This window comes from Macrococcus sp. PK (genome assembly GCF_022501545.1).
GTDB classification, from domain to species: domain Bacteria; phylum Bacillota; class Bacilli; order Staphylococcales; family Staphylococcaceae; genus Macrococcoides; species Macrococcoides epidermidis.
On the sequence record NZ_JAEPRF010000018.1, the window covers coordinates 1 to 25627 of the forward strand.

The 25627-nt window shown below is 36.3% G+C and carries 31 protein-coding genes and 1 riboswitch; of the genes, 21 read left to right on the top strand and 10 right to left on the bottom strand.

Annotation, left to right across the window (positions count from 1 at the left end):
* Positions 1-105 precede the first annotated feature (105 nt).
* Positions 106-1509: an o-succinylbenzoate--CoA ligase gene (menE, locus tag JJJ02_RS11740; RefSeq protein WP_240836706.1), complete on the top strand. Its 1404-nt coding sequence runs from the start codon at positions 106-108 to the stop codon at positions 1507-1509.
* Positions 1490-2470 (top strand): enolase C-terminal domain-like protein, encoded by a 981-nt coding sequence (locus tag JJJ02_RS11745; RefSeq protein ID WP_239243220.1) that lies wholly within the window; start codon positions 1490-1492, stop codon positions 2468-2470. The genes menE and JJJ02_RS11745 overlap by 20 nt, the downstream gene beginning before the upstream one ends.
* A 47-nt stretch (positions 2471-2517) precedes the next feature.
* On the opposite strand, the gene yidD is transcribed toward JJJ02_RS11745, so the two are convergent.
* Positions 2518-2748 (bottom strand): membrane protein insertion efficiency factor YidD, encoded by a 231-nt coding sequence (gene yidD / locus JJJ02_RS11750; RefSeq protein ID WP_199798128.1) that lies wholly within the window; start codon positions 2746-2748, stop codon positions 2518-2520.
* A gap of 9 nt (positions 2749-2757) precedes the next feature.
* Complete coding sequence (locus JJJ02_RS11755) at positions 2758-3531, bottom strand: hypothetical protein (RefSeq protein WP_239243221.1); 774 nt, start codon at positions 3529-3531, stop codon at positions 2758-2760.
* A gap of 44 nt (positions 3532-3575) precedes the next feature.
* Between JJJ02_RS11755 and ytkD the strand changes: the two genes are divergently transcribed.
* Both ytkD and JJJ02_RS11765 read left to right on the top strand, forming a co-directional pair.
* Positions 3576-4046, top strand: coding sequence for an RNA deprotection pyrophosphohydrolase (ytkD, locus tag JJJ02_RS11760; RefSeq protein WP_239243222.1), 471 nt, complete (start codon positions 3576-3578; stop codon positions 4044-4046).
* A complete protein-coding gene (locus JJJ02_RS11765; RefSeq protein WP_111716357.1) occupies positions 4030-4779 on the top strand; it encodes an alpha/beta hydrolase family protein in 750 nt (249 codons plus the stop codon). Before ytkD ends, JJJ02_RS11765 begins: the two co-directional genes overlap by 17 nt.
* A 169-nt stretch (positions 4780-4948) precedes the next feature.
* On the opposite strand, the gene pckA is transcribed toward JJJ02_RS11765, so the two are convergent.
* Positions 4949-6538 carry a phosphoenolpyruvate carboxykinase (ATP) gene (gene pckA, locus JJJ02_RS11770; RefSeq protein ID WP_111716359.1) on the bottom strand — a complete coding sequence of 530 codons (1590 nt, stop codon included), beginning with the start codon at positions 6536-6538 and terminating at the stop codon, positions 4949-4951.
* Positions 6539-6727: 189 nt separating this feature from the next.
* Positions 6728-6839: riboswitch (SAM riboswitch) on the top strand.
* Between the two features lie 109 nt (positions 6840-6948).
* Here pckA and metK point away from each other — a divergent pair.
* Positions 6949-8142 carry a methionine adenosyltransferase gene (gene metK / locus JJJ02_RS11775; protein ID WP_111716361.1) on the top strand — a complete coding sequence of 398 codons (1194 nt, stop codon included), beginning with the start codon at positions 6949-6951 and terminating at the stop codon, positions 8140-8142.
* A 176-nt stretch (positions 8143-8318) separates the two neighbouring features.
* On the opposite strand, the gene JJJ02_RS11780 is transcribed toward metK, so the two are convergent.
* Positions 8319-8534 (bottom strand): hypothetical protein, encoded by a 216-nt coding sequence (locus JJJ02_RS11780; RefSeq protein WP_239243223.1) that lies wholly within the window; start codon positions 8532-8534, stop codon positions 8319-8321.
* 244 nt (positions 8535-8778) lie between these two features.
* Here JJJ02_RS11780 and JJJ02_RS11785 point away from each other — a divergent pair, with 244 nt between their 5' ends.
* Positions 8779-9693 (top strand): nuclease-related domain-containing protein, encoded by a 915-nt coding sequence (locus JJJ02_RS11785; RefSeq protein WP_240836708.1) that lies wholly within the window; start codon positions 8779-8781, stop codon positions 9691-9693.
* A gap of 39 nt (positions 9694-9732) precedes the next feature.
* Here JJJ02_RS11785 and JJJ02_RS11790 read toward each other — a convergent pair whose 3' ends face one another.
* The 4 genes from JJJ02_RS11790 to JJJ02_RS11805 form a co-directional block, all read right to left on the bottom strand.
* Positions 9733-11868 carry a 5'-nucleotidase C-terminal domain-containing protein gene (locus tag JJJ02_RS11790; RefSeq protein WP_240836710.1) on the bottom strand — a complete coding sequence of 712 codons (2136 nt, stop codon included), beginning with the start codon at positions 11866-11868 and terminating at the stop codon, positions 9733-9735.
* A gap of 103 nt (positions 11869-11971) precedes the next feature.
* Positions 11972-12295, bottom strand: coding sequence for a fluoride efflux transporter FluC (locus tag JJJ02_RS11795; RefSeq protein ID WP_240836712.1), 324 nt, complete (start codon positions 12293-12295; stop codon positions 11972-11974).
* A complete protein-coding gene (locus tag JJJ02_RS11800) occupies positions 12292-12642 on the bottom strand; it encodes a fluoride efflux transporter FluC (protein ID WP_240836713.1) in 351 nt (116 codons plus the stop codon). The genes JJJ02_RS11795 and JJJ02_RS11800 overlap by 4 nt, the downstream gene beginning before the upstream one ends.
* Before the next feature lie 40 nt (positions 12643-12682).
* Positions 12683-12982, bottom strand: coding sequence for a hypothetical protein (locus JJJ02_RS11805; protein WP_099576750.1), 300 nt, complete (start codon positions 12980-12982; stop codon positions 12683-12685).
* Between the two features lie 182 nt (positions 12983-13164).
* Here JJJ02_RS11805 and JJJ02_RS11810 point away from each other — a divergent pair, with 182 nt between their 5' ends.
* The 15 genes from JJJ02_RS11810 to JJJ02_RS11880 all read left to right on the top strand — a co-directional run bounded on the left by JJJ02_RS11810 (position 13165) and on the right by JJJ02_RS11880 (position 24545).
* On the top strand, positions 13165-13875 hold the full coding sequence (locus JJJ02_RS11810; protein ID WP_240836715.1) for a transaldolase: 711 nt from the start codon (positions 13165-13167) through the stop codon (positions 13873-13875).
* A 179-nt stretch (positions 13876-14054) separates the two neighbouring features.
* Positions 14055-14762: a 5-oxoprolinase subunit PxpB gene (gene pxpB, locus JJJ02_RS11815; protein ID WP_240836716.1), complete on the top strand. Its 708-nt coding sequence runs from the start codon at positions 14055-14057 to the stop codon at positions 14760-14762.
* Positions 14762-15733: a 5-oxoprolinase subunit C family protein gene (locus tag JJJ02_RS11820; protein ID WP_099576756.1), complete on the top strand. Its 972-nt coding sequence runs from the start codon at positions 14762-14764 to the stop codon at positions 15731-15733. The genes pxpB and JJJ02_RS11820 overlap by 1 nt, the downstream gene beginning before the upstream one ends.
* Complete coding sequence (locus JJJ02_RS11825; RefSeq protein WP_239243230.1) at positions 15733-16164, top strand: acetyl-CoA carboxylase biotin carboxyl carrier protein; 432 nt, start codon at positions 15733-15735, stop codon at positions 16162-16164. The genes JJJ02_RS11820 and JJJ02_RS11825 overlap by 1 nt, the downstream gene beginning before the upstream one ends.
* A gap of 11 nt (positions 16165-16175) precedes the next feature.
* The gene (gene accC, locus JJJ02_RS11830; RefSeq protein ID WP_111716372.1) at positions 16176-17525 is read left to right on the top strand and encodes an acetyl-CoA carboxylase biotin carboxylase subunit; all 1350 of its coding nucleotides are present in this window, start codon (positions 16176-16178) and stop codon (positions 17523-17525) included.
* Positions 17526-17527: 2 nt separating this feature from the next.
* Positions 17528-18280, top strand: a complete 753-nt coding sequence (locus JJJ02_RS11835) for a LamB/YcsF family protein (RefSeq protein WP_240836717.1) — start codon at positions 17528-17530, stop codon at positions 18278-18280.
* Positions 18281-18299: 19 nt separating this feature from the next.
* Positions 18300-19514, top strand: coding sequence for an NRAMP family divalent metal transporter (locus tag JJJ02_RS11840; RefSeq protein ID WP_240836723.1), 1215 nt, complete (start codon positions 18300-18302; stop codon positions 19512-19514).
* Between the two features lie 90 nt (positions 19515-19604).
* Entirely contained in the window at positions 19605-21251 is a 1647-nt protein-coding gene (locus tag JJJ02_RS11845) for an FAD-binding dehydrogenase (protein ID WP_240836725.1), read from the top strand.
* A gap of 89 nt (positions 21252-21340) precedes the next feature.
* Positions 21341-21703, top strand: coding sequence for a hypothetical protein (locus JJJ02_RS11850; protein ID WP_099576767.1), 363 nt, complete (start codon positions 21341-21343; stop codon positions 21701-21703).
* A 146-nt stretch (positions 21704-21849) separates the two neighbouring features.
* A complete protein-coding gene (locus tag JJJ02_RS11855) occupies positions 21850-22602 on the top strand; it encodes a ZIP family metal transporter (RefSeq protein WP_096076036.1) in 753 nt (250 codons plus the stop codon).
* Between the two features lie 100 nt (positions 22603-22702).
* Positions 22703-22933 (top strand): hypothetical protein, encoded by a 231-nt coding sequence (locus tag JJJ02_RS11860; RefSeq protein ID WP_240836727.1) that lies wholly within the window; start codon positions 22703-22705, stop codon positions 22931-22933.
* Between the two features lie 134 nt (positions 22934-23067).
* Positions 23068-23631, top strand: coding sequence for a hypothetical protein (locus JJJ02_RS11865; RefSeq protein ID WP_240836728.1), 564 nt, complete (start codon positions 23068-23070; stop codon positions 23629-23631).
* A 14-nt stretch (positions 23632-23645) separates the two neighbouring features.
* Positions 23646-23858, top strand: a complete 213-nt coding sequence (locus JJJ02_RS11870) for a hypothetical protein (RefSeq protein ID WP_396614711.1) — start codon at positions 23646-23648, stop codon at positions 23856-23858.
* A gap of 33 nt (positions 23859-23891) precedes the next feature.
* Entirely contained in the window at positions 23892-24251 is a 360-nt protein-coding gene (locus JJJ02_RS11875) for a hypothetical protein (RefSeq protein WP_240836732.1), read from the top strand.
* Between the two features lie 24 nt (positions 24252-24275).
* The gene (locus tag JJJ02_RS11880; RefSeq protein WP_240836734.1) at positions 24276-24545 is read left to right on the top strand and encodes a zinc ribbon domain-containing protein; all 270 of its coding nucleotides are present in this window, start codon (positions 24276-24278) and stop codon (positions 24543-24545) included.
* Between the two features lie 29 nt (positions 24546-24574).
* On the opposite strand, the gene JJJ02_RS11885 is transcribed toward JJJ02_RS11880, so the two are convergent.
* Complete coding sequence (locus JJJ02_RS11885) at positions 24575-25327, bottom strand: sulfite exporter TauE/SafE family protein (RefSeq protein WP_240836736.1); 753 nt, start codon at positions 25325-25327, stop codon at positions 24575-24577.
* Positions 25327-25623 carry a rhodanese-like domain-containing protein gene (locus JJJ02_RS11890; RefSeq protein ID WP_240836737.1) on the bottom strand — a complete coding sequence of 99 codons (297 nt, stop codon included), beginning with the start codon at positions 25621-25623 and terminating at the stop codon, positions 25327-25329. Before JJJ02_RS11890 ends, JJJ02_RS11885 begins: the two co-directional genes overlap by 1 nt.
* Positions 25624-25627: the final 4 nt, after the last annotated feature.

Below are 25627 nucleotides of genomic sequence, written 5' to 3' on the forward strand. Positions count from 1 at the left end.
TGTTGATAAACAATATATATCAACATCTAGCACTAAAGCGCATTCCGATGTATCAACTTCTTCTTTTTGATATGATAATTATATTAACTAAGAGGACGTGGCATTATGCAGTGGCTTAAGACAACAGCAAATCGATATCCAGATAAAACAGCAATTTTATATCAAGATCAACATATTTCTTATCAATTACTCTACGAACAAGCTCAAAAAGTAGCATACGAACTCGATCAACTTCAACATCATCGTGTTGCGCTTGTAGCGGAAAATACATTAATGGATTGTTATTTTATTCATGCTGCGATAATTGCGAATATTGAAATAGTGATGATCAATAAGCATCTGACTGAACATGAAATGAGAAAGCAAATGACGTCTGTGGATACAGAGCTTTTATTTTCAAATAATAATTACACGCACATCTCTGCTATACATAAATCAGAGTTTGTTAGAAAGGCAATAAATCAGCATTCAACATTAACTGCCAAACCGAATCATCCAGAAGATATATTATCTATTATGTTTACTTCAGGGACGACTGGTGTTCAGAAAGCAGTACCTCAACGCTTTATTAATCATTTAGCAAGTGCCGGAAATTGTAAACAGATATTTACGTATGACCATGATTCAATTTGGCTGGATGTTCTGCCATTGTTTCATATAAGCGGATTAAGCATATTATTACGTGCAGTGATTGATGGCTGCACTGTCGTATTGCATGAAAAGTTTGATGCTAAGCAGATTATCGACGATATTAAAGAAAAAGAGATCACACATATCTCGCTTGTACCCCAAACGTTAGAACGTCTCTTAAGACAAGGACTTAACCAGCAATATGCCCTTCAAGGCATACTGATTGGTGGTGCTAAACTAGATGATCGTTTACTTATTCAGGCACGAAGTGCAAACCTACCTATCTATACATCATTTGGAATGACTGAAACATGTTCTCAAATGATTACAGCATCACCAAAAGATATTCAAAAGTATCCAAAGAGTGTCGGTCAGGTCAATCAAAATATCCAATTATTTAATGCAGTGAATCAGGTCGGTGAAATTGGTGTTCGTGGTGATAATGTCATGCACGGTTATCTTTATCCGGAAAGTGCAAATCAAGAAGCATTCATAGATGGATATTTCTTAACAGGAGATATCGGGTATATCGAAGAGGATCATCTTTATATATTAGACCGTCGCAAAGATTTAATTATTTCAGGTGGAGAAAATATATATCCTTCAGAAATTGAGCAGGCCATATTAAGTCATACGTCTGTACAAGCAGCTTGTGTTATTGGTATTAAGGACAGAGAGTGGGGCAGTGTGCCGGTTTGTTTATATGAAGCGGATGATAATATGGATGCAACTATTCAGAATGCATTAAATAACAATATCGCAAAATATAAGCATCCTAAACAATTTATTCGAGTAAATAATTTAAAACGAACATCGAACGGAAAAATATCACGTCATCAATGTAAGGAATGGTTTATCCATGAATATCTCAAAGCTTAATATTTATTCATATGCTGCACCTTTTAAAGCGCCGATCAAGACAAATCTTATTACTTTAAATGAGCGGAAGGTACTTGTAGCAGGTATCGTAATTGATGGTGTGGAATATTATGCGGAAGCAAATAGTTTTGAGACACCGTGGTATCATTTTGAAACGATTGAAACGGTTTATCAATCACTCGTCAATCAGTTTCAAATAATAAAAAATAGACCGATATCTTCAATAGAAGCATTCAATGCTTTACTTGATTCTGAAAAACCGAATGCATCCAGTTGTTTTGATATCATTGCGTATCAATATTTTAATACGCTAAAGCCAGTGACTGTGTTGATCGGTCAAACGTTACATCATGATGCACGTGTTATTCAACCGAACGCTACACGTGTAAAATTAAAGATGCATCACAATATTTTAGCGCAAGTACAATCCATTCGTAAGACGAGTGATGTAGAGATCGTCATCGATGCAAACGGGTTAATGGATGCAAATCATTTTAACTTGATCCGTAAACTTTCTGAGTATGACATTCTTTATTTTGAAGAGCCGTTCAGTTCTATTGAAGATTATCGTTCAATGCATCGCTTGAATCCGAAGGTTAATCTTGCTATTGATGAAAGTGCGACTGATGCGCATACGATACAACAATTTTATAATATAGGCGTTAATACTGCAGTTATTAAATATAGTAGATTAGGTGGCGTGACTAGTGCACTTAAGATAAAAGAAGACTTACCAGAAATGAAGCTCGTATCCGGCGGCATGTATGAATTTGGTCTCAGTAAATATTTCACTGCGCTGCTCGGTGAAACGTTTCAGACTGTACCGGACATTACGCCGAAAGGTACCTATTTTGCGCATGACTTTACTGAATATGATGAAATAATTAACGACAATCGACTCAATATTTCTGTACCAAAAGTAAAGAAATCTCATCTCACATTATTAGCTGCTTACGATTAATAAAGCTGTATAGATAAAAAGGAAATTCCATTTCGGAATTTCCTTTTTTAATGATGATGATGTTCTTTGTCTGGGACCGGGTCATAACCACCGGGATGAAACGGATGACATTTAAGGATTCTTACGATCGTTAAATAGCTTCCTTTTAATGCACCGTGTGTTTCAATTGCTTCTAATCCATATTGGGAACATGTCGGTGTGAAGCGGCATGTGGGTGGTGTCATTGGTGAGATATAATTTCTGTAAAATTTAATACCAGCTAATAATAGTTGTTTCATAATAATCTCCTAATCAATTTCTTCTGCTTTATACATAGATACATTGGTTTTATTAAAGTTCTTATAGTGCGTTTCCTGTTTCATCAATATTGTGACAGGTTTATTTTTAATTTTAGCATTGACCTTGATATCAAAGTACAGCGTTTTTGGCAGCTTCTTCACGGGTGATAATTCAACATCAAATGAACCACTCTGAATTTTAATATCAGTGAGATCATTAAATGTAGATACTTGATTCATGCTTGAGAAATCGACGCCGTAATCAAACAGATGTTTTAAATTTTGAGAGTTACCTTGATATTGAATCGTGCTATCCGTCGTTTTTATATTATCAACTTCTTTTTTGACGACATTTTGAACAATATCTGTTAAATTGACCATATTTGATTGGACACTTGAAAAGTACTGAATATCGGCATTACGAGCACGATAATTTAAATATTGAGGTTCAGGAAAGGCTTCTATATTCCCCTCATCCATATTGAATATAACAGACTTTACAGGATATTTCGTGTTATTTGAATCAGCTTTAATAAGTAGCGCACTTTTATTGATCGTATCAAATTGAGATGCTGTATCCTGTGTAAACTTTGTTGTGAACTTATCATATGAAATCGTTGTCTTATTAGTGGCATCAAGAGAAATGCTGTCTGTTGCTTTAATATTCTTCTGCATTCGAGCGATAATCTGGTCTTTCGTCAATGGTTTCTTTTTTTCCTGTGGTGCTGCACAACCGGTAATAATTAATGTTAAAATAATAAAAAGTACAGTTAGTTTTTTCATAGAGACCTCTAGATAGATAATTTTGTGATGAATGGAGCAGATTAATGATATTTACAGATCATGTTGGAAATAAAGTAATCCTCGAAATTAAAGATAAGGCTGATATTCCAACAAGTAAACATGTACTAATAATAGCAAACTTTAAGGGTAATATGCTACTTACGCATAATAAAATTCGAGGTATTGAATTCCCGGGTGGTAAGGTTGAGTATGATGAAACACCTATTGAGGCGATGCATCGTGAATTATATGAAGAAACTGGTGGTGTAGTGCGTAATTATGAGTTTATAGGTACCTATACCGTATATGATCAGTCACCATTCAGTAAAGATGTCTTCTATGTAGAAGTAGCGCAAATCGACAAGCGTGAAGATTATCTGGAAACAGATGGTCCGGTAATTGCAAAGGCGCTGGCTGACATTCAGACAGAAGATAAAAGTTTCCTGTTAAAAGATGACTGTATTCTATACCTATTAGATACACTAAAGGAGCGTTTTGATGTTCATCACGAGTAAAGTAATTCCTGCAACTTATAAAGATATAAGTTTTCAGGAGATAACCTATCAGTCTGACGAATTTGAAGTTAAAGGCTTATTATATGAGCCGAAACTTGTAGAACGCATCATTATATATCTTCGCGGTGGAAAAGGGCAGGTAGGGACGCTTAGACCAGCTGGACTGATGCGTTTTGCCTATCCGAATACACTTGTTGCAGCACCTTATTACCGTGGAACGCATCATAATGGTCAGGATGAGTTTGGTGGAAGTGACCGTGAGGATGTATATGCGCTTGTGCGTATATTAAGAAAAAAGTATCCAGATGTACCATTACACTTTATAGGTTTTTCACGTGGGGGTATTCAAGGACTCGTTACGTATCAGGATAGTAATGTGACATCCTTTATTACATGGGGTGGTGTATCGAGTATTTATTACATGTATGATGAGCGACTAGACTTGCGCAGCATGTTAAAGCGCATCGTCGGTCCGATTTCAGATAAAGCCGCCTATGATAAACGCGAAGGTATTAATCTGATCAAAGCAGACAGTCCCCCAATTATGATTATTCACGGAACAGAAGATAAGCAGGTTAATATCGCGCATGGCAAGATGCTTGAAGAAAGACTTAAAAACTTAGGTGTAAAGCATGAAGCGATTTACTTAGAAGATGAAGCACACGTCCTTCGACCTGATAATGAACGCAAGATACTAGAAGAAATTTATAGATGGATGTTAGCTGTAGAATAAAATGAAGATGTGACTTAAATTTTAAGCCTTTTATCTTTAACAGCTTAAATGGCGGAACAGAAGTTGCCCCTACGACAAAAACCGAACAAAAACTATAAATCAAAGMGCGATTTATTAGTTTTGTTCGGTTTTTGCTTGTGGCAGAACACTTCAGTTCCAGCCTCTATTATTATCCTCTAAATATAAAGCCGCCTTTTTCTTCAATTTCTGCTGACTTTTCACCGAATTTCTTGAAGTTTTCCTGGAAGCGTAATGCTAAATCTTTTGCTTTTTCATCGTAAGCATCTTGAGATACCCAAGCGTTACGAGGCATTAAGATTTCTTTAGGAACACCTGCGACTGAATTTGGTACATATAATCCGAAGATAGGATCTTGAGTGAATTCAGAGTTTTTAATTTCGCCACTGATTGCACGACGGATCATAGAACGTGTATGTGTTAAGCTCATACGGCTACCTACACCATATTCTCCACCAGTCCATCCAGTGTTTACTAAGTATACGTCTGAACCATGCTTGTCGATTAATTCACCTAACATATTCGCATATACTGTTGCATGTAATGGTAAGAACGGAGAACCGAAACATGTTGAGAATACTGGTTGTGGGCTCGTTACCCCGCGCTCAGTACCTGCTAATTTAGATGTAAATCCACTCAAGAAGTGGTACATTGCTTGTTCTTTCGTTAATTTAGAGATTGGAGGTAATACGCCGAATGCATCTGCTGTTAAGAAGATGATTGTTTTAGCATGACCAGCAATTGAAGGTAATACGATGTTATCGATATTTTCAATTGGGTATGCTGCACGTGTATTTTCAGTTAATGATTTGTCTTCATAGTCTGGGAAACCTTTTTCATCAACTTTAACATTTTCTAAAATCGCACCGTAACGGATCGCATCATAGATTTGTGGTTCTTTCTCACGAGAAAGGTCGATTGTCTTCGCGTAACATCCACCTTCGATATTGAATACACCATTATCGTTCCAGCCATGTTCATCATCACCGATTAATTTGCGGTGTGGGTCAGCTGATAAAGTTGTTTTACCTGTTCCTGATAAACCGAAGAATAACGCAACGTCTTTATTTTCACCAACGTTTGCTGAACAATGCATGCTCATTACACCTTGTGTTGGTAATAAGTAGTTCATTACACCGAAGATACCTTTTTTCATTTCTCCAGCATATTCAGTACCACCGATTAAGATAATTTTATGTTTGAAACTTGTAATGATAAATGTTTCAGAATTTGTACCATCGATTTTTGGATCTGCTTTAAAGTGTGGCGCAGAAATGATAGTGAAGTCTGGATCGATTAAGATACCTTCATTGAATGTTTCAGGTCGGATAAACATTGTACGTGCAAATAAGTTATGCCATGCTAACTCATTGATGACGCGTAAATTTAATTGAGTAGCAGGATCTGCACCTGCATAACCATTGAATTCATAAACTTTATCTTTTGTTCCTAAATAGTCTAAAACGCGGTCTAATAATTTTAAGAAGATGTCTTCAGAGATAGGTTGGTTGATTGTACCCCAGTCGATTTGGTCTTTTGTTTCTTCTTCTTCAACGATAAATTTATCTTTTGGTGAACGACCTGTATATTTACCAGTTTCAGTTCTGACAGCACCTGACTCTGTTAATACACCTTCACGATTTGCTAAAATTTCGTTGATTAACTGTGTTCTTGATAATTGATTTAATACGCTATCACTCTTTAATAAGTTATCTAGTTTACCAAAGATTTGTTCGCTCATTAAAAGGTCCCCCAAGTTTATATTTTCTGCTGATGTAAGCAGTTTCATGAAATAGTATAACATAAGGTTTTAAGTGTTACATTAAATATAAATAAAATTTTATAGATAAAATATTATTCAGAAAATTTGTGAATAAATCCGATATATTGACAGTGTACAAAAAGTTTAGTATTATCTAACTTGCGGATTCTCTTATCCAGAGTGGTGGAGGGACATGGACCCTTTGAAGCCCAGCAACCCTTAACTTCATTGTTAAGTAAGGTGCCAAACCGTTTGCAGACAGCTGTCTGAACGATAAGAGCAGAATGGACTAATTATGTATAATTAGCCTTCTCTCTTAATAGGAGAGAGGGCTATTTTTTATTTATAGCTTGAACCGTGAAATATATATTTATTAGGAGTGTTTATAAATGACAGATCGTAAATTATTTACGTCAGAATCAGTAACAGAAGGACATCCAGATAAAATTGCTGACCAAATTTCAGATGCAATCTTAGATGCAATTCTTACAGGAGATCCAAAAGCACGTGTAGCGTGTGAAACATCAGTAACAACAGGTATGGCATTAATCGCAGGTGAAATTACTACATCAACATATGTTGATATTCCTAAAGTAGTACGTGATACTGTAAAAGAAATCGGATATACACGTGCTAAATTCGGCTATGACTTCCAGACGATGGCAGTACTTACTGCAATCGATGAGCAGTCGCCTGATATTGCTCAAGGGGTAGACCGTGCATTAGAAGACCGTGGTAACTTATCTGACTCAGATATCGAATCAATCGGTGCTGGTGACCAAGGTTTAATGTTTGGATTTGCATGTAATGAAACTGAAAGCTTAATGCCTTTACCAATTTCATTATCTCATGAATTAGCACGCCGTCTGACTGCTGTGCGTAAAGATGGTACTTTAGAATACTTACGTCCAGATGGTAAGACACAAGTTACTGTTGAGTATGACGAAGCGGGTAAACCGAAAAGAATTGACACTATCGTTATCTCATCTCAACACCATGAGAAGATTGAATTAGAACAAATTCAGGCTGATATTAAAGAACACGTTATTAAACCAGTTGTTCCAGCTGAATTAATTGATGAAGAAACAAAATATTTCATCAATCCAACTGGTCGTTTCGTAATCGGTGGACCTCAAGGGGATGCTGGTCTTACTGGCCGTAAGATTATCGTAGATACTTACGGCGGATATGCGCGTCACGGTGGTGGTGCATTCTCTGGTAAAGATGCGACTAAAGTTGACCGTAGTGGTGCTTATGCAGCGCGTTATGTTGCGAAGAACATCGTTGCAGCAGGTCTAGCTGACAAATGTGAAGTACAATTAGCTTATGCGATCGGTGTAGCACAACCCGTATCTATTTCAGTTGAAACTTATGGTACTTCTGAATACACTGAACAACAACTTGTTGATGCAGTACGTAAAACATTCGACTTACGTCCAGCAGGTATCATTCAGATGTTAGATCTTCGCCGCCCAATTTATAAACAAACAGCTGCTTACGGTCACTTCGGTCGTACAGATGTTGATTTACCATGGGAAGCGACAGATAAAATTGAAGATTTAAAAGCAAATTTAAATAAATAGAGGCAGGGATAGAAGTGTTCTGCCACAAGCAAAAACCGGACAAAACTAATAAATCGTTCTTTGATTTATAGTTTTTGTTCGGTTTTTGTCGTAGTGGCCACTTCTATTCCGCCGTTTTAGCTTTATTCGTAGGATGAAAAAAGACTACCTCATGCGAGATAGTCAATAAAAAAATATTAAGCTTCTTCAGTTTCTTCTTCAGTAGTCTCTTCTTCAGCATCATCTTCAGTAGTTTCTTCTTCTGTAGCTGCATCATCTTCAGTAGTTTCTTCTTCAGTTGTTGCTGCATCTTCAGTTTTTGCGTCGTCAGTTTTTTCCTCTTCACCACATGCACCTAATAATAATGCTGATGCGAAAGTACCTGCTAATAATAAACGTTTATACATTGCCATGGTATCATCCTCCGAGAAAATTTAATTTTGCCCAAAAATATTTTTAGGACACTTAAATTATTTCATATCATTATTAATTAAGAATTTATATTTTATTAAACATTGTTAATCTTTGTTCAGAATATTAATTTCTTATTAATATTTTTAATTAGAGTAAACTTTCACAAATTACTTTCATATTTTCGATGAAGTTCTTCTGAAATTTCATTATAATAAAGGAAATACGGTTAGAAAGGTGAATGATATGTCAGTAGAAGTAGGAAGTACTTTGTTTTATGTGTTAATTGGTTTAGGTGTCCTGGCTTTATTATTCTTCGTCTTATGGTTACTCGCATTATCCAGCAAGAAAAAATCAATTGCGCGTAAAGAAGAAGAATTTCGTAAAGCACAGAAAATTAGATCAGATGAGTATCACGATGAGAGTGAAAAGTCTCGACTTCAATATAAAAAAGAATTAGCAGAACAAAAAGAAACATTACAGAAAACAATCGATGAGAAATCATCACATATCGAATCTTTAAAGATGTTCTCGAAAGATAAAGGTGAATATTTAACAGACCTTACTTTAATTCAGTTAAAAGAACAGTTCATTCGTGAGGAGCGTATTCGTCCGGAAGATATGCACGTTCTTGCAAATATCTATATTCCTGGTAAACGCGTGAAAAGCACTGATAAACTTGATCATGTCGTATTGACGAGAACAGGTATCTACCTGATAGATTCTAATTACTGGACAGGTCATATTTATCACGGTGTAAGTGAGATGCAGTTTGCTGGCGAACCGATGCTAGAAGGTGTATTCAACATATTAGAGCTTGATCCGAAGCTTGAACAGACAATCGTACTCGATAAGAACAAAGACGGTAATGCTGAATTCAGAACATATAACCACTCGATTGAAGCATTGAAATTAAAAGCAGAACGTTTAGAGAAAGTGTTTGAGTTACCGTATCCGGTAACATCGATTGCGTACTACAATGCAGAAGGGGTAGGTAGTGAACACATTACGAATTATTCGAGAGATAATGGTGTGAAGGTGATTGTAGGTGAAGAAGAACTGCAAACATTCTTCGAAAAATTTGTCTTCCATGGTAGATTCCAGTATAAAGTTGAAGAACTTGAAAATATTATGGACCAAATTGAACATTTAAATCCGTAACAAATAAGCCTTGAGTGAATTTCACTCAAGGCTTATTTGTTATGCAGATTTACGTTTCACTAAATATAATCCTAATCCTAATCCTAATAATCCGATTGCAGCAGCACCTGTACCAGCCGCTTCACCAGTAATCGGTAATTGCTCAACCGCTTCAGTAATTGCAGGTTTGTTTGTATCATCTGCAACTTGATCCGCTTGAATTGTCGTATCTAAATTTGTTTCATTCGTCTTTGCAACAGTTTCAAATGGAATGACTTTATCATCATGAGCAGCCTTCGTAACTTCTAATACGACAGGTTCTTCAGTAGAATCTTCTGTGTTGATGATGAAACCTTCGCGTCCATCTTCTTCTGTAGGTACGTCAATTTGAGGTTTTACAGTTTCAGTTGTCGGTCTTTCAGTCGTTACTTCTTCAGATACAACTGGTTGATACGCACTCGCGTTTCCTGCTAAGATACGTTGTAATGCTTCACTTGTATAAGCTGTCATATCAGCAGCTTTAAAGTATTGACGTACAACTGCATCTAATGATGGTCCTTCTTCACGAGGTCCACCAAGCATGGTATAACCATCGCCACCAACGGCTAAGAAATCATTTGTTACAACTTTGTATGTTTTAGTATTGTTTAATGGTTCAAATTTGTTTGTCTTTTTGTTGAATACTTCAATTGCATAAACACGTTCACCAGCAGGTTTAGTCATGTCATAATGAACTTTGATTGATTTAGAGATGTGTAAGAAGGCACCGTTTGCATCTAATCCTGTTTTTCCGTCTTTTTCAACAACGGGTGCACTTAAAGCGTGTTCAAACATTGCTTTAACGTCAGTACCTTTGACGTTAATTTGTGTAATAGTGTTTCCGAAAGGTAATACTTTAATAATATCTCCGATTGTTACATCTTTATTACCTTCGATTGAAGCTCGGATACCTCCACCATTAGTTACAGCAAAGTCACCAGCTGCATCAAATCCGTTAACAGAATATGCTTCCATTGCATCAGCAATTGCGTTACCTAAGTTTGTCTCACGTGTACGTACGTCGTTACGTTCACCTTGAAGTTGTACTGGATTGTGGAATACGACTTCAGAAGTTGCTTTCCCAAAGTTATCTTTTGCAGTATCAACGATAGATTTAACTGCAGCATCTTGTGTAACTTCTTTCGTATCTGCTTCTTTAATCATTGAAGCTTTCAGATTACTTGCAACCTTATTTTGTAAATCAAATGTAACTTTCCCGATGTTTGCAAGTGCCGTACCTGTTTGAGCAAGCATTACCGTATTTTTTAATTCACCATTTTCAATGACAGAGTGAGAATGTCCATCTAATATGACGATTGCATTATTTTTAAAATCTTTGTTGCCGGCAATCTTATTCGCTAAATTATCACCACGCCAAGCTTCTTTCGTTGTTGTGTCGATACCTAAGTGACTTAAGATGATAAATGCATCAACTTTTCCTTTTAGCTTTTTCATTTCTGCAGTTACAGATGCAACTGGATCAAGGAACGATACACCGATAATGTTGTTCGGGTGCGTCTTTGTAGCAGTCTCCGGTGTTGTTACACCGATGACACCATATTTCTTACCATTTTTCTCGATAATTGCAGAAGGCGCATAAACACTTTTTCCATCTTTATAAACGTTTGAACTTAAAATAGGGAAGTTTAATAGTTTCTTATAGTTCATCGCAGTTTCAAAACCGAAATCAAACTCATGGTTACCAACAGTCATCGCATCGTAACCAACAGCGTTCATCGCTTTTGCCATGTCAGCACCTTTTGAGAAGTTAGATAATGGTAAGCCCTGGAAAGCATCCCCAGAATCAAACATCAATGTAGGTTGTTCTTTATCTTTGATTGTCTTTACCTTTGCCATGCCGATAACACGGCCATCTTCAGCATCTAAACGACCATGCATATCATTTGTATGTAAGATCTTTACTGAGTTCGGTCCAGCAGGAGTTTCTGTTGTTGCTTGTTCAGTCGTTGGTAATTCAGTCGTAGCTTTCTCAGTTGTAGGCGCTTCAGTTGTCGCTGCTTGAGTCGTTGCTACTTCAGTAGCTGGTGCTTCTGTCGTTGGCTGTTCTGTCGTCACATCTGCAAGTGCATAAGGACTTTGGAAAAGCATTGAGATTAATAACGTTAACATTAATACCATTGATGCAATTCGTTTCACGGTGTTCCCTCCAAAATAAATTTTAATTTCAATATTATAATAATGTATAAATATATAAGCTGTGATAATTTTAAGAAAAAATTACGCTAAATTTACAAAAAAATTATAAATGAAATGTATATGCAAACAAGTAGAGTAATGGACCGAATATATAGGTAATTGTTATATAGAAAATACACCAGTTTTTATTCGTTTCATACAGTTTAACAATCTCAATGTTCAACGTAGAAAATGTTGTGAATGCGCCTAAAAAACCAGTACCGAGGAAAAGCATCGTTGTCATATCAAAACGTGCAACGATGCCTAACAACAATGCACCTAATAAATTAATGAACAGTGTACCAAATGGAAAACGCCCATTCATCTTCTGACTGATATAATATCGTAACATAGCCCCGAATGGTGCACCGATTGCAACATAGATCAATTTCTGTCACCCCATTTCATACCGATAACAGCACATATCATACCTCCAAGGATGCTAATACTATAATAGATGAAAAGTGAAAGATAATGATGTGCTAAATAGAGATCGGCAACGTCTTTACTCAGTGCAGAGAATGTAGTGAAGCTTCCTAGAAAACCGGTTGTAATTCCAGTCTTTATGTGCGATGACCAGGATAGCCGTCTAAAGTAAGTTGTAGAAAATCCTAAAGCAAATGCGCCGATGAGATTCACGATAATTGTATACAGCGGTGCATGAAGCGCTAAACTTATACTATATCTGCATAATGCACCGAAGACACTCATACATGCAATCCAAAGATAGACCATATAAAAACCTCCATAATAAAAAGGATTGACGAATCAATCCTTAAATGATACCAAATCTAAACAGAATACTAGCAAGTTGTAAGAGAATAACAACTAAGATGACCCATGGCCAAATTTTCGCGACCTTATATAAACCGCTTGAAATGTTTTCAGGCTGCTTCAAAGCTTTATCAATTAAGACAATACTAATAATAAGTAAAATACAGCTTACTAGTCCGGTAAACAGTATGATGGCATTGATAGAACCGAAAAGTATTGCCAGCACGGGATTATAACCGTTACAAAAGATACTTAAGATAACAAAAAATATAGAGAAGTAAACATATTTGTTCGCTTTCATGATGTTCCTCCATTCATTAATCATTTTATTTTACCACATCAAATGACAACAAAAATATAAAATTCTGAAAAGAATAGTAAATATATTGAAAAAACAAACAAGTATACTCAATCATTAGCAATATCATACATTATGTGATTATAATAAGTAGAAGTGTTTACATTAAATGTGGAGGAATAATAATGAAAAATTTAAATGTGCAAGTATTTGCTGATGGTGCGGATATCGAACAAATGAAAACAGCTTACCAAAACCAGACAGTTGATGGATTTACGACAAACCCATCACTTATGGCTAAAGCTGGTGTAGAAAATTATACAGCTTTTGCAGAAGCTGCAGTTAAGGCAATACCAGATGCTTCTATCTCATTTGAAGTATTCGGCGATGATATGGAAACGATGGAGAAAGAAGCAGCAATCATTCAGTCATTCGGTGAAAATGTATTTGTTAAGATTCCTGTCGTGAATACGAAAGGCGAATCTATGATTCCATTAATCAAGAAATTATCTGAACAGGATATTAAATTAAACGTTACTGCGGTTTATACAATCGAGCAGGTGACAGAAATCGTAAAAGCAATTAAACCAGGTGTTGAAACATACGTTTCAGTATTTGCTGGCCGTATCGCAGATACTGGTGTAGATCCTATGCCATTAATGCGTGCTGCTGTAAAAGTTTGTCACGAAAAAGAAGGCGTGAAACTTTTATGGGCATCATGTCGCGAGCTTTATAACGTGATTCAGGCAGATGAAATCGGCTGCGACATTATCACATGTCCAGGGGACGTTGTGAAGAAGATTCCGAATATCGGTCGTGACATCGATGAATTATCAGTAGATACAGTTAAAGGATTCGCTAAAGACATTCAATCAAGTGGATTAGGCATTTTATAAGACATCTTAGACCATTACACAAATTGTGTAATGGTTTTTTTATGAGGTATATTTATATGTTTAATAAATGTCGTTTAATTATTGTTGCTCTTTATTACTTTAAACTTTCAAAATAAGTAATTTAAATTATCAGACTATTATGATATGATTATTTAGGTAAAAAAGAAAGGGGTTACATCATGAATATTGTAAATATCAATGAAAACTGTATGAGCGTCGTCTTTGAAGAGCGTATTGATCCTGAGATTAATGCGCAGGTGATCCAGTTAAAATCTGCGATACAAAATAGCGCTATCAGTGGCATATTAGAGCTTGTCATTTCTTATAACACGCTCGTTATTTATTTCGATGATACAGTGACAGATCATGAAAAGTTAAGTGAATCTTTACAGAGTCTTACACTATCTTCAACAGATCAACAGCAGACAACGACATACGTTATTCCTGTGTGTTACGAGGCACCGTTCAATCTTGATCTGGATGAAATGGCTTCATTACATAATAAAACGACAGAAGAAATCATTCAAATACATACAAGTAAACCTTATCTTATCTATATGTTAGGCTTTATGCCTGGCTTTCCATTTTTAGGAGGATTAGATGAGTCGATTGCAACACCCCGCAAAGCTTCACCGCGTAAAGAAATTCCTGCGGGTTCTGTAGGTATAGCAAATGCACAAACTGGTATCTATCCATTAGCTTCACCTGGGGGATGGAACATTATCGGAAAGACACCTTTAAAGCTATTCGATCCGAAACGCGATCCTGAAGTTTACTATGAAGCTGGAGATTATATTAAGTTTAAACGCATCTCAAAAGAAGAATATGATAACATTGAACAGGCTGTAAATAACGGTACTTATGAAATTGAAACGGAGGTACAATAATGGGACTTCAAGTCATACATCCGGGAATGTATTCTACAATACAGGATCTCGGACGCACAGGCTTTCAAAATGTTGGTTTATCACCAGCAGGCGCAATGGATTATCGTGCATTATTATTAGGTAACAATCTGCTTGGTAATACAGATCATATGAGTATTGAGATGACGATGCAGGGTGGCATCTTTAAATTTACTGAAGATAATGCATTTATCATTACTGGTGGTAATATGCTTGCTGAGTTAAATGATACGCCTGTAGTTAATCGATGTGTATATAACGCAAAAGCCGGCGATATATTAACATTTAAGACTGCTAAAAATGGATACCGTACTTACCTGACGGTCAAAGGTGGTTTTAATCTACCGAAAGTTCAGGGTAGCTATTCAACGCATATGAAGATTAAACTAGGCGGATTAGATGGACGTACGTTGATTAAAGATGATTTTCTTGCATTCAATCAACCGGAAATTGTTGAAACGAGACGCGTTAACACGCATTTTATCGATAAAGTAAGCACGATTCGTTTTATTCCAGGTCGTCAATATGACCGATTTAAAAATTTAGCGGCATCACTATCAAGCACATACGAAATTTCTAATACATCAGATAGAATGGGTATCCGTCTGTCAGGTGAAATATTAGAAGTGAAGACGAACTATGATATCATCTCTGAACCGGTTCAGCTCGGTTCAATCCAGGTATCGTCTGACGGTCAGCCGATTATACTGATGAATGATCGTCAAACTGTCGGCGGATATGCAAAGCTAGGAACAGTATATTTCAGTGATATCCCTACACTTGTGCAAAAAGGTCCTGGGAGTGAGATTCGTCTCGTTGAAGGCACTTTAGAAGAAGCGATAGCAGAGAAGAAAAAGATGATGAAGATTATAAATGAAGTAAGCATGCATGCATTTGATATCAGACACACGAGTCAAAAAATCCAAAACTTATTAGAGAAGGCGGAATCATAATGAATTCAGATAAATTACAACAGCTCATTGATATGATGAATAGTAATGAACTAAAAGTTATTTCGGTAAAAGAAGGCGATAACGAATACTACATCGAAAAAGCAATTAAAGAAGTACAGGCCTATCCGGTACAGCAAGTACCAGGACAAGTAACACAACAACCAGAGCAGGAAGTTGTCGAGCATGGACATCACGTACAAAAGTCTCAACTGGTAGGAACATTCTATAATATGCAGGATGAAGCATCAAAAGAGCCGTTTATCCGTGTCGGTGACAAAGTTGAGAAAGGTGACCGTATCGGTATCATCGAAGCGATGAAAGTAATGAATGATATTCATGCTGATGTTGATGGTGTTATTGAAGCGATTCATATCGAGAACGGAACTGCTGTAGGCTATGATGAACCGTTAGTGACAATTAAAGAAAAATAGGGGGTGACACTTTGAAGAAAGTATTGATTGCCAATCGAGGAGAAATTGCGATTCGAATTATTAGAACATGTAAGAAGATGGGCATTAAGACGGTTGCTGTCTATTCTACGACAGATGTGGATAGCTTACACGTTACTTTAGCAGATGAAGCAGTTTGTATCGGTCCATCTAGTTCAACTGAAAGTTATCTGAATATGAATAATGTGATTGCTGCAGCTGAAATTACAGGTGCAGATGCGATACATCCGGGTTATGGTTTCTTAGCTGAAAATGCTAATTTCGCACGACTATGTGCTGAACATGATTTAGTATTCATCGGACCTACACCTGAAACAATCGAGAAGATGGGTGATAAAGCTGAGGCGCGTAAGACGATGGTCACTGCTGGTGTACCTGTAATACCTGGTTCAAAAGATGTAATACCGACACTCGCTGAAGCGACGGTGAAAGCACAGGAAATCGGCGTACCGATGGTGATTAAAGCAGTCGCTGGTGGTGGCGGTAAAGGGATGCGTATCGTCAGCCGTATGGAAGATTTCGAAAATTTATTTAATGCGGCTAAATCAGAAGCAAAGAAAGCATTTGGAGACGACCGTGTTTACATAGAAAAATTTATTAAGACTGCAAGACATATTGAAGTGCAGGTCATTGGTGACGGTAAAGGAGATGCAGTACATCTTTACGACCGTGATTGTTCTATTCAACGTAACAATCAGAAGCTTGTAGAAGAAGCGCCTGCTGCTATCGTACCGGATGAAGTAAGAGAACGCATGACACGTGATGCCGTCAACGCAGCGAAAAATATTAATTATCGTGGTGCAGGTACGCTAGAATTCTTATACGTTGAGTCAACAAAAGAGTATTACTTCCTAGAGATGAATACGCGTGTTCAAGTAGAACATACGGTAACCGAAATGGTGACTGGCGTCGATATTATCGAAGCACAACTTAATATCGCATTATACGATAAGTTCGAGCTTGTGCAGGATGAGATTCAGATTAATGGTTTTAGTATCGAATGTCGAATTAACGCTGAAGATCCAGATCACGGATTTAGACCAAGTCCGGGGAAAGTAGAATATTTAAATTTACCTAGTGGACCAGGTGTAAGAATCGATACATTCTTATATCAAAAGTGTATGGTTTCTCCGTATTATGATTCAATGATCGGTAAATTTATAACATTTGAGAAGACGCGTGATAGAGCGATACGCAGAATGTTATCTATTCTTGATGAGACGGTGATTACCGGCTTCCCGACAAATCTTGATTATCAGTATCGTATTATGCAGCATCCAAGGTATCAGGAAAATATTATCGATATTAAATTCTTAGAGAAAAATCACTTCCTGGAGGGCTAAAGATGAAGATTGATTTAAATGCAGACTTAGGAGAAAGCTTTGGTAATTACACGATTGGCAATGATGAAGCGATTATACCTTTAATTACTTCTGCTAATATCGCATGTGGTATGCATGCAGGGGATTTCAATGTATTAAATCGTACGGTAGCACTGTGTAAGGAAAATAATACCGGCATCGGTGCACATCCTGGTTACAATGATCTCATGGGGTTTGGTCGTAAACAAGTCGATATGAGCTATGACGAAGTTGAGAACCTCGTTACGTATCAGCTTGGTGCAATACAGGCATTCTGTAATAAACATCAAGTAGAATTAAATCATGTTAAACCACACGGTGCACTTTACAATGCAACCTTTAATGATGAAAAGCTTGCGCAAGCTATCGTGAATGCGATCAAGCAATTTGATCCGAAATTAAAGGTGATGGGTATTGCGGGTGGTAATTTAGTACGCGTCGCACAGGAAAATGGCTTAACAGCGATTAACGAAGTATTTGCAGATCGTAATTATACAGATGAAGGCACACTTGTTTCTCGTAAAGCGAATAATGCGATGATTCATAATGTAGACGAAGCGGTTGAACATGTATTGCGCATGATCATAGATCAACAAGTAAAGACAGAAACAGGTAAGTTAATACCAATTCAGGCAGATTCAATTTGCGTCCATGGGGATGGACCAGAAGCATTAGCTTTTGTTGAACAAATTCGTGATACATTGTTACAAAAAAATATAGATATCACTACAATCTAACAAAGAAAAGGGGCTTATTATGAACAACGAGAAACCAAAAATGACAGCTGCACAGCGCAGATTACTGTTCGGCGCAATCTTCTTAATGGCAACGTCTGCAATTGGACCTGCCTTCTTAACACAGACGACAATCTTTACAGAACAATTCCTGGCGAGTTTTGCCTTTGCGATCTTACTGAGTATCATTATTGATATCGGCGCACAGTTAAATATTTGGCGTGTGTTAACCGTAACAGGTAAACGTGGACAAGATATTTCAAATGAAGTATTTAAAGGATTAGGAAGTTTTATCGCGATACTTATCGTACTTGGAGGACTAGCATTTAATATCGGTAACGTTGCCGGAGCAGGACTCGGTTTCAATGCATTACTTGGTATTGACGTGAGAATTGGTGCAGTGATTACAGGAATACTTGCAATCATCATATTCAGTAGTAAAAGTGCAAATAAGATGATGGACGTTGTAACACAGATTCTAGGTGTAGTAATGTTACTGACAGTAGCATTTGTTATGATTAAAGTTCAACCGCCATATGGGGAAGCTTTAACGAAGATGGTAATGCCTGATAATCCATTAGGACTTGTAATGCCACTTGTAACAATTGTCGGTGGTACTGTTGGTGGATACATTACGTTTGCCGGAGCTCACCGTCTGATTGATGACGGTATGGTTGGTAAAGCGAATTTACCATTCGTATCGCGTGCAGCAAACTTAGGTATCTTAACGACAGGATTAATGCGTTTCTGTTTATTCTTAGCAGTGTTAGGTGTTGTAGCTACTGGTGTGAAGTTAGATCCAACGAACCCACCCGCTTCTGCGTTCCAGCATGCTTTAGGACCAATCGGACCTAAAATCTTTGGTTTAGTATTATTAGCTGCAGCACTGACTTCAGTTATCGGTGCAGCATATACATCAGCTTCATTCTTAAAAGGATTCCATCCAGTATTTACGAAACACAATAATATCGTCGTAATTTCATTTATCGTATTCTCTACAATCGTCTTTTTACTTGTAGGTAAACCAGTGAAATTATTAGTACTAGCAGGTGCATTTAACGGATTAATCTTACCGATTACATTAACTGCAATTCTCTTTGCATCTAAAAATAAACGTATCGTTGGAGATTATAAACATCCAACGTGGTTACTCATTTTAGGTGTGATTGCAGTACTTGCTACAATCGGTGCAGGATTTATGTCTATTCAATCATTGATCGATCTATGGAATCAATAAAATATGATTTAGACAAAGCGTGAACAATCATGCTTTGTCTTTTTCGTTTATAATCATATTAAGACTGTCTAAAGAAAGAAGGAATTGATCATGAAAAAAGAGGTAACAATTATTGGTGCAGGACTTTCAGGATTAGTTGCTGCAACAGAACTATTGAAAAATGGACATCACGTGACGATGATCGATCAGGAACCGAAGACAGCAATCGGTGGACAAGCATTCTGGAGTTTCGGAGGATTATTCTTAGTTAATTCAAAAGTACAGAGAAGACTGGGTGTTAAAGACAGTTACGAACTTGCACAACGTGACTGGTTAAATACAGCACAATTTGACCGATTAGATACAGAAGATTACTGGGCGAAACAATGGGCGGAAGCATATATTAAATTTGCAGCATTTGAAAAAGAAGCATATCTAGAAAGTATGGGGATTAAACTGACACCGATTTTAGGATGGGCAGAACGTGGTGGATTTAGTGCATCTGGACACGGTAATTCAGTACCACGTTTCCACATTACATGGGGAACTGGACCAGGTCTGATTGAACCATTTGTGAACTACGTATTAGCTGAAGAACAGAAAGGCAATTTTCGCTTTTTAGAGCGCCATCAAGTGACACAGTTAAACATACAAGACAACACCATCACTTCTATAGCAGGAAAAATTCTAAAGCCAAGTCATGCTGAACGTGGTGAACCATCGAACCGTGAAATCATTGACAACTTTAAACTAGAAACACCATACCTCATTATTACGACAGGTGGTATCGGAGCAAATCACGAACTGATTAAGAAAAACTGGCCACGCCGACTTGGCAAAGCACCGGAGACGATGATACAAGGTGTACCGGACTCGACAGATGGTAAGATGTTAGGCATCAGTGAAACAGCAGGCGTGAAACTCGTGAATAAAGACCGCATGTGGCACTATACTGAAGGCATTATCAACCATACACCGATCTGGAATAATCATGGGATTAGAATCATTCCCGGACCATCATCATTATGGTTTGATGCATTAGGCAATCGCCTGACAGCACCAGACTATCCGGGCTTTGATACTTTACATACACTGGAAACCATCTGTAAGACAGGATATGACTATTCATGGTTTATCTTAACAGAAGATATCCTAAAGAAAGAATTCGTCTTATCAGGCTCTGAACAAAATCCGGATCTCACTGAAAAAGACATTAAGCTACTATTAAAAGAACGCCTTTCAGCAAATGCGACAGGACCCGTTGAAGCATTTAAAGAAAAAGGAGAAGACTTTATCGTCGCAGAGAATATTCACGACCTTGTACGTAAGATGAACGCATTAGCAGGCAGTGAATTACTAGATGCAGATCACATTAAGACACAGATTATAGAACGAGACCTGCAACTCGATAACCCGTTCAGTAAAGATCCACAAGTGACATTTATTCACGGCGCACGAAAGTTTCTTGGTGACAAGCTGATTAGAACCGCTAAACCACATAAAATGCTTGAATCTAAAAGATTAATTGCTGTTAAACTGCATATTATCAGCCGTAAGACGTTAGGCGGAATACAAACCGACTTAAACAGTCAGGTTATCAGTCAGGAAGATACACCAATCCATGGATTATATGCAGCAGGAGAAGTCGCAGGATTTGGAGGCGGCGGCGTACACGGATACGGTGCACTTGAAGGCACTTTCCTTGGTGGATGTATATTTAGTGGAATTAGAGCAGCACATGGCATAGACGAAGCATAAGTATTATCACGATAAATAAATTCGACATTTTCAAGCGCTTACAAAAGTGATACACTAGAATTGACTAAAAATTAAGGGTGGTTAAGCAATTGGCATTCAGATATATGAAGCTATCAGATGAACATTATCGGCATGTATTGATAAGATTTGGAGACTTCTTTGAAGATTTCAGATGTTTTGTGGAGACGAGTAAAGAACTAACAGAAGAATTAGAGATTACACTCGATAAAGATGATTCATATACGAGATATTTAGTAAGATTATTTGTGATTGCTGAAGAAACGACAGGGAAGAAGATTGAAGACCCGAGAAGTGATGACACGATTGAGATGATCAAAGAAGTAGTGAATGATAAGAACTTCAATCGTTATAACAGTGCTGAAAGCGGTGTACCAGGAAGAATGTATGAAGCATATCAGACATTTGTTGGTGAAGGACTTACAATAGACTAGAGCAAAAGACCTTACGGGGTCTTTTTCTTATGGAGAAAAATAAAATAGAAATAAGATAGAAATAAATATAAAAATCTCATCACAATACATTTATTACAATAGAAAATGGGTAAAACAATGTATTATACATAGAAAAAGGTGATACAATGGGCAGTGCATTCTTTTGGGGCGCAGTATCGGGATTTGCAGTATTATTAGGAGCGATTGTGAGTATGGTCATAAAGATACCTAGAAAAGTATTAGGATTTATTATGGCGTTTGGTGTAGGGATATTAATAGGAGCAGCAACATTTGAACTGCTGCAGGATGCGATGGAGAAAAGTCATATCATCAATACAGTGATCGGCTTTATCGCAGGCGCATTAACGTTTACAATCTTAGAAGCGGTCATTGCGCATCACGGTGGTAAACACAGAAAGCGTTCAAATCAGCATGAATTAGTGAAAGAAGAATCATCTAATCAAAATGATTCAGGACTCGGTATATTTATCGGGACAGTGATGGATGCGATACCCGAATCGATGATGCTTGGGATGAGTTTGATCGGTGGGAAAGGTGTTAGTCTATTACTCCTTATCGCAATATTTATCAGTAACATACCCGAAGGATTATCAAGTACGACAGGGATGTTAAAAAGCGGACAATCAAAAGGAAAGATTATATTCCTATTTGCTGTCGTAACAATCGTTGCAGGACTAAGTGCGTTATTCGGATATGTCTTCTTAGACAATGCAAGTTTAGGTGTGATTTCAATTATCTCAAGCTTTGCAGCAGGTGGGATTATTACGATGATTGGATCAACAATGATGCCGGAAGCATATGAAGAAGGCGGCGGACTTGTCGGACTAATGACAGCATTTGGTGTGATAACGTCGATACTGCTGGATCAGTTAGGATAACAATTCAAACCAAGTGGATAACCACTTGGTTTTTTCTTTGATAAAATTATTGAATATTTTACAATTAGAGGATATATTATAGAAAAGGATGTGTTATAAAATGGAAATGGGAATAATATGGGTAATAGCTTATTATTTATTTATTATTTGGTTGGCAATTACAATTGGATTAGCAATTAGAAGATTGATAAAAAATTCTTCGATGAAGGTACAAAGTAGAGTAGAATTAGAAAATCTTCAAAAAGAAGAATTAAAAAAACGTATTGCATTATTAGAAAAAGAGTTAGTCGAAAAAGATAAAGTATTATCAGAGAAAAATACGGATCTCTAATTGATAAGTCCTATATACATAGGGCTTTTTATTATCTGTATTTTATCTTTCTAATAAACTTTAAGTTAAATTTAAGGTTAAAATAGGAAAAAATGGAGTAGTATATACTTATACAACTAAAGGAGCTGAGTCGAATGAATAAAAAAATATTTTGGCCAATTATATGTATGGTTGTATTAATTATTGGCATAGGATCTTATTATACATGGCAATTAAATAAAAATGACTATCCTAATATTCGTGGATATTTTGCAACAACTCCTGAAGAGTTGAAGGATAAAGAATTTAACAGTATAAATGAAGCAGCAGATGCATTTGGTAAATCTATTAGTAAAGAAGTCGAAATTAATTCATATAAATTTTATGTGAAACAAACAAAACAAACAGAAAAGGATAAAGTAATTCCTGCAATAATGACTTTTGAACAATATAAAGAAAAAGAAGACAAATTTACAATTGCACCTTTCCATATAATAAAAAAAGATAATAATTATAAAATTATAGCAACAGGTATGGCAGGGGAAAAAGAAAAGTACGCACAAAATAAAAAAATAATTAATATGCTACAGTCATATGATGGTAAAGATTATTCTTTTAATATTACTAAATATAAAAAAGAAATCGCAAATTCAGATATCACATTTCATTTAGAAAAAGAAAAATTATATGTAGGTATAATGATAGAAGATGACAAATAAAAAGTGATTTGGTGGTGAAAAATATGGAAACATTTTGGCTTATTGTTTTTTATTTTTTCTTATTTCTTATTGCGATTAAAATTGGTTTTTCGATTAGAATGATGATTGATAATCAAAGAAAGAAAACAAATAATAAGTTTGAATTAGAAGCACTTAAAAAGAAAGAACTGGAGAAAAGAATTGAAATATTGGAGCAACAATTGTCGGAGAAAGCACATAAGCGCTAAATACAAATTGATAACAGACATATAGGAGAAATTATGACTTATTATTATTATATTTCATCTAATATTAATATTGAAAATGACTATTTGAATAAATACAGAATACAAACAAATGAGACGTTTATTGGTTCAAAATGTTTTATTCAATATGAATTATATTATAATGCAAGTCATAATGAGCTTGAAAAAGTCTATGAGGTATTATACGATTATATATCAAATCATTTGGATGTTGATTTTATTGTTGTTGAAATAGCTCATGCACTAAGTGCGGAAGGAATTCCGTATAAGGTTGATAAAAAATACGATATAAATATCGATGAATTTAAAAAAGAGCATCTCTTTAATTTAAAAGAAGATGAGATGATTCGTATTAAAAGAAATATTCACAAATAACATTATTCCGAAGCTGGATGAATAATGCCGAAGTATACATTTAATTGTACAACGTGTGGAGAATATGAAGTATGGAAGACGATGAGCAGTAACTTGCAGGCAGATACTTGCCCGACATGTGAAGAAATAACGCATAGAGTGTTCAAAAGCTTTAGAACGAATCATATGGATCCGAAGTTATATAAAAGGATTAATAGTGGTATGACACCGAAAGTCGTTAAACGTGAAAATTTACCTAAGAGTAATGTGAAACAACTGAATAGAAATCCGAATCCAATGTCATGGACGGTGTAAAAAATAAAAGAGAGCCTTGGGGCTCTCTTTTATATTATATCTATTATCATCTTAATTGCGGCGATGATGATTAAAGTCGTAAGTATCAATCTTAATATAGATTGATTTGTATTTTTAGATGCTTTCGTTCCAAATGGAGCAAATATTAAACTGGCGATAATTAATGGTAATGCATACTCCAAATTTATACTGCCTGTAATAAATTTCGTCATAAATGTTCCGATTGACGATACGAAAGCAACGATGATACTGTTGGCAACTACAACGCTAAAAGGTGCTTTAAAGAAGGTAAGTAGGATTGGAACGATTAAGAATGCGCCCCCAGCACCTACAATACCTGATAATATTCCTATTACTGCAGCGACAATAAATAATGCTATTTTATGATACTTTGCGTCCTTTTCATTTGGTTTCACTTTAATAAACATAAGGATAACCGCTACAATAGCGAGAAATGTATACACGATATTGATGATATTTTCATCGAATATAGATGCCACATATGCACCTGTAATACTTCCTAAAAGAATACCGATACTCATTGGTATAATAATAGAAAAATTAAGGTTTTCGTTCTTTCTTTGGCTAATACTACCACTTAATGTACTAAAGAATACCTGAGCGGCAGTGAGGCCTGCTGCAGTCGTTGGTGTCATATCGATATTAAATAATGGTGGAATAAATAATAGTATCGGATACATAATAATCGCACCACCTATACCAATAAGCCCTGAAAGGAATGCACCGAGAGCTCCAATAACAGCAAATAATATAAATGCCACTATAAAGCTTCCCAATCTAGCATGCCACCATCTACATTAGTCGTTTTTATCCCTAAACCACTTAAATACTGACAAGCTTGCCCACTTCGGTTACCTGATCTGCAAATGATGTGATAGTGTTCATTTTTATTGAACTGATCAGTATTTTCTGCTAATACTGATAGGGGTATATTAACTGCTTTGGGAATGTGATTCGCTTCATATTCATAAACTTCTCTCACATCGATGAGATTGATTTTTTTATGGTCTAATAGTGATTTTAATGTTTCGACATTAATTGTTTGATAGTTTGTCATATTA

Bases quoted from the DNA above. Each gene is read 5' to 3' on its own strand.
- menE (WP_240836706.1), top strand. From the start codon at position 106: ATGCAGTGGCTTAAGACAACAGCAAATCGATATCCAGATAAAACAGCA.
- JJJ02_RS11745 (WP_239243220.1), top strand. From the start codon at position 1,490: ATGAATATCTCAAAGCTTAATATTTATTCATATGCTGCACCTTTTAAA.
- yidD (WP_199798128.1), bottom strand. From the start codon at position 2,748: ATGAAACAACTATTATTAGCTGGTATTAAATTTTACAGAAATTATATC.
- JJJ02_RS11755 (WP_239243221.1), bottom strand. From the start codon at position 3,531: ATGAAAAAACTAACTGTACTTTTTATTATTTTAACATTAATTATTACC.
- ytkD (WP_239243222.1), top strand. From the start codon at position 3,576: ATGATATTTACAGATCATGTTGGAAATAAAGTAATCCTCGAAATTAAA.
- JJJ02_RS11765 (WP_111716357.1), top strand. From the start codon at position 4,030: ATGTTCATCACGAGTAAAGTAATTCCTGCAACTTATAAAGATATAAGT.
- pckA (WP_111716359.1), bottom strand. From the start codon at position 6,538: ATGAGCGAACAAATCTTTGGTAAACTAGATAACTTATTAAAGAGTGAT.
- metK (WP_111716361.1), top strand. From the start codon at position 6,949: ATGACAGATCGTAAATTATTTACGTCAGAATCAGTAACAGAAGGACAT.
- JJJ02_RS11780 (WP_239243223.1), bottom strand. From the start codon at position 8,534: ATGGCAATGTATAAACGTTTATTATTAGCAGGTACTTTCGCATCAGCA.
- JJJ02_RS11785 (WP_240836708.1), top strand. From the start codon at position 8,779: ATGTCAGTAGAAGTAGGAAGTACTTTGTTTTATGTGTTAATTGGTTTA.
- JJJ02_RS11800 (WP_240836713.1), bottom strand. From the start codon at position 12,642: ATGGTCTATCTTTGGATTGCATGTATGAGTGTCTTCGGTGCATTATGC.
- JJJ02_RS11805 (WP_099576750.1), bottom strand. From the start codon at position 12,982: ATGAAAGCGAACAAATATGTTTACTTCTCTATATTTTTTGTTATCTTA.
- JJJ02_RS11810 (WP_240836715.1), top strand. From the start codon at position 13,165: ATGAAAAATTTAAATGTGCAAGTATTTGCTGATGGTGCGGATATCGAA.
- pxpB (WP_240836716.1), top strand. From the start codon at position 14,055: ATGAATATTGTAAATATCAATGAAAACTGTATGAGCGTCGTCTTTGAA.
- JJJ02_RS11820 (WP_099576756.1), top strand. From the start codon at position 14,762: ATGGGACTTCAAGTCATACATCCGGGAATGTATTCTACAATACAGGAT.
- JJJ02_RS11825 (WP_239243230.1), top strand. From the start codon at position 15,733: ATGAATTCAGATAAATTACAACAGCTCATTGATATGATGAATAGTAAT.
- JJJ02_RS11835 (WP_240836717.1), top strand. From the start codon at position 17,528: ATGAAGATTGATTTAAATGCAGACTTAGGAGAAAGCTTTGGTAATTAC.
- JJJ02_RS11840 (WP_240836723.1), top strand. From the start codon at position 18,300: ATGAACAACGAGAAACCAAAAATGACAGCTGCACAGCGCAGATTACTG.
- JJJ02_RS11845 (WP_240836725.1), top strand. From the start codon at position 19,605: ATGAAAAAAGAGGTAACAATTATTGGTGCAGGACTTTCAGGATTAGTT.
- JJJ02_RS11855 (WP_096076036.1), top strand. From the start codon at position 21,850: ATGGGCAGTGCATTCTTTTGGGGCGCAGTATCGGGATTTGCAGTATTA.
- JJJ02_RS11860 (WP_240836727.1), top strand. From the start codon at position 22,703: ATGGAAATGGGAATAATATGGGTAATAGCTTATTATTTATTTATTATT.
- JJJ02_RS11865 (WP_240836728.1), top strand. From the start codon at position 23,068: ATGAATAAAAAAATATTTTGGCCAATTATATGTATGGTTGTATTAATT.
- JJJ02_RS11875 (WP_240836732.1), top strand. From the start codon at position 23,892: ATGACTTATTATTATTATATTTCATCTAATATTAATATTGAAAATGAC.
- JJJ02_RS11880 (WP_240836734.1), top strand. From the start codon at position 24,276: ATGCCGAAGTATACATTTAATTGTACAACGTGTGGAGAATATGAAGTA.
- JJJ02_RS11890 (WP_240836737.1), bottom strand. From the start codon at position 25,623: ATGACAAACTATCAAACAATTAATGTCGAAACATTAAAATCACTATTA.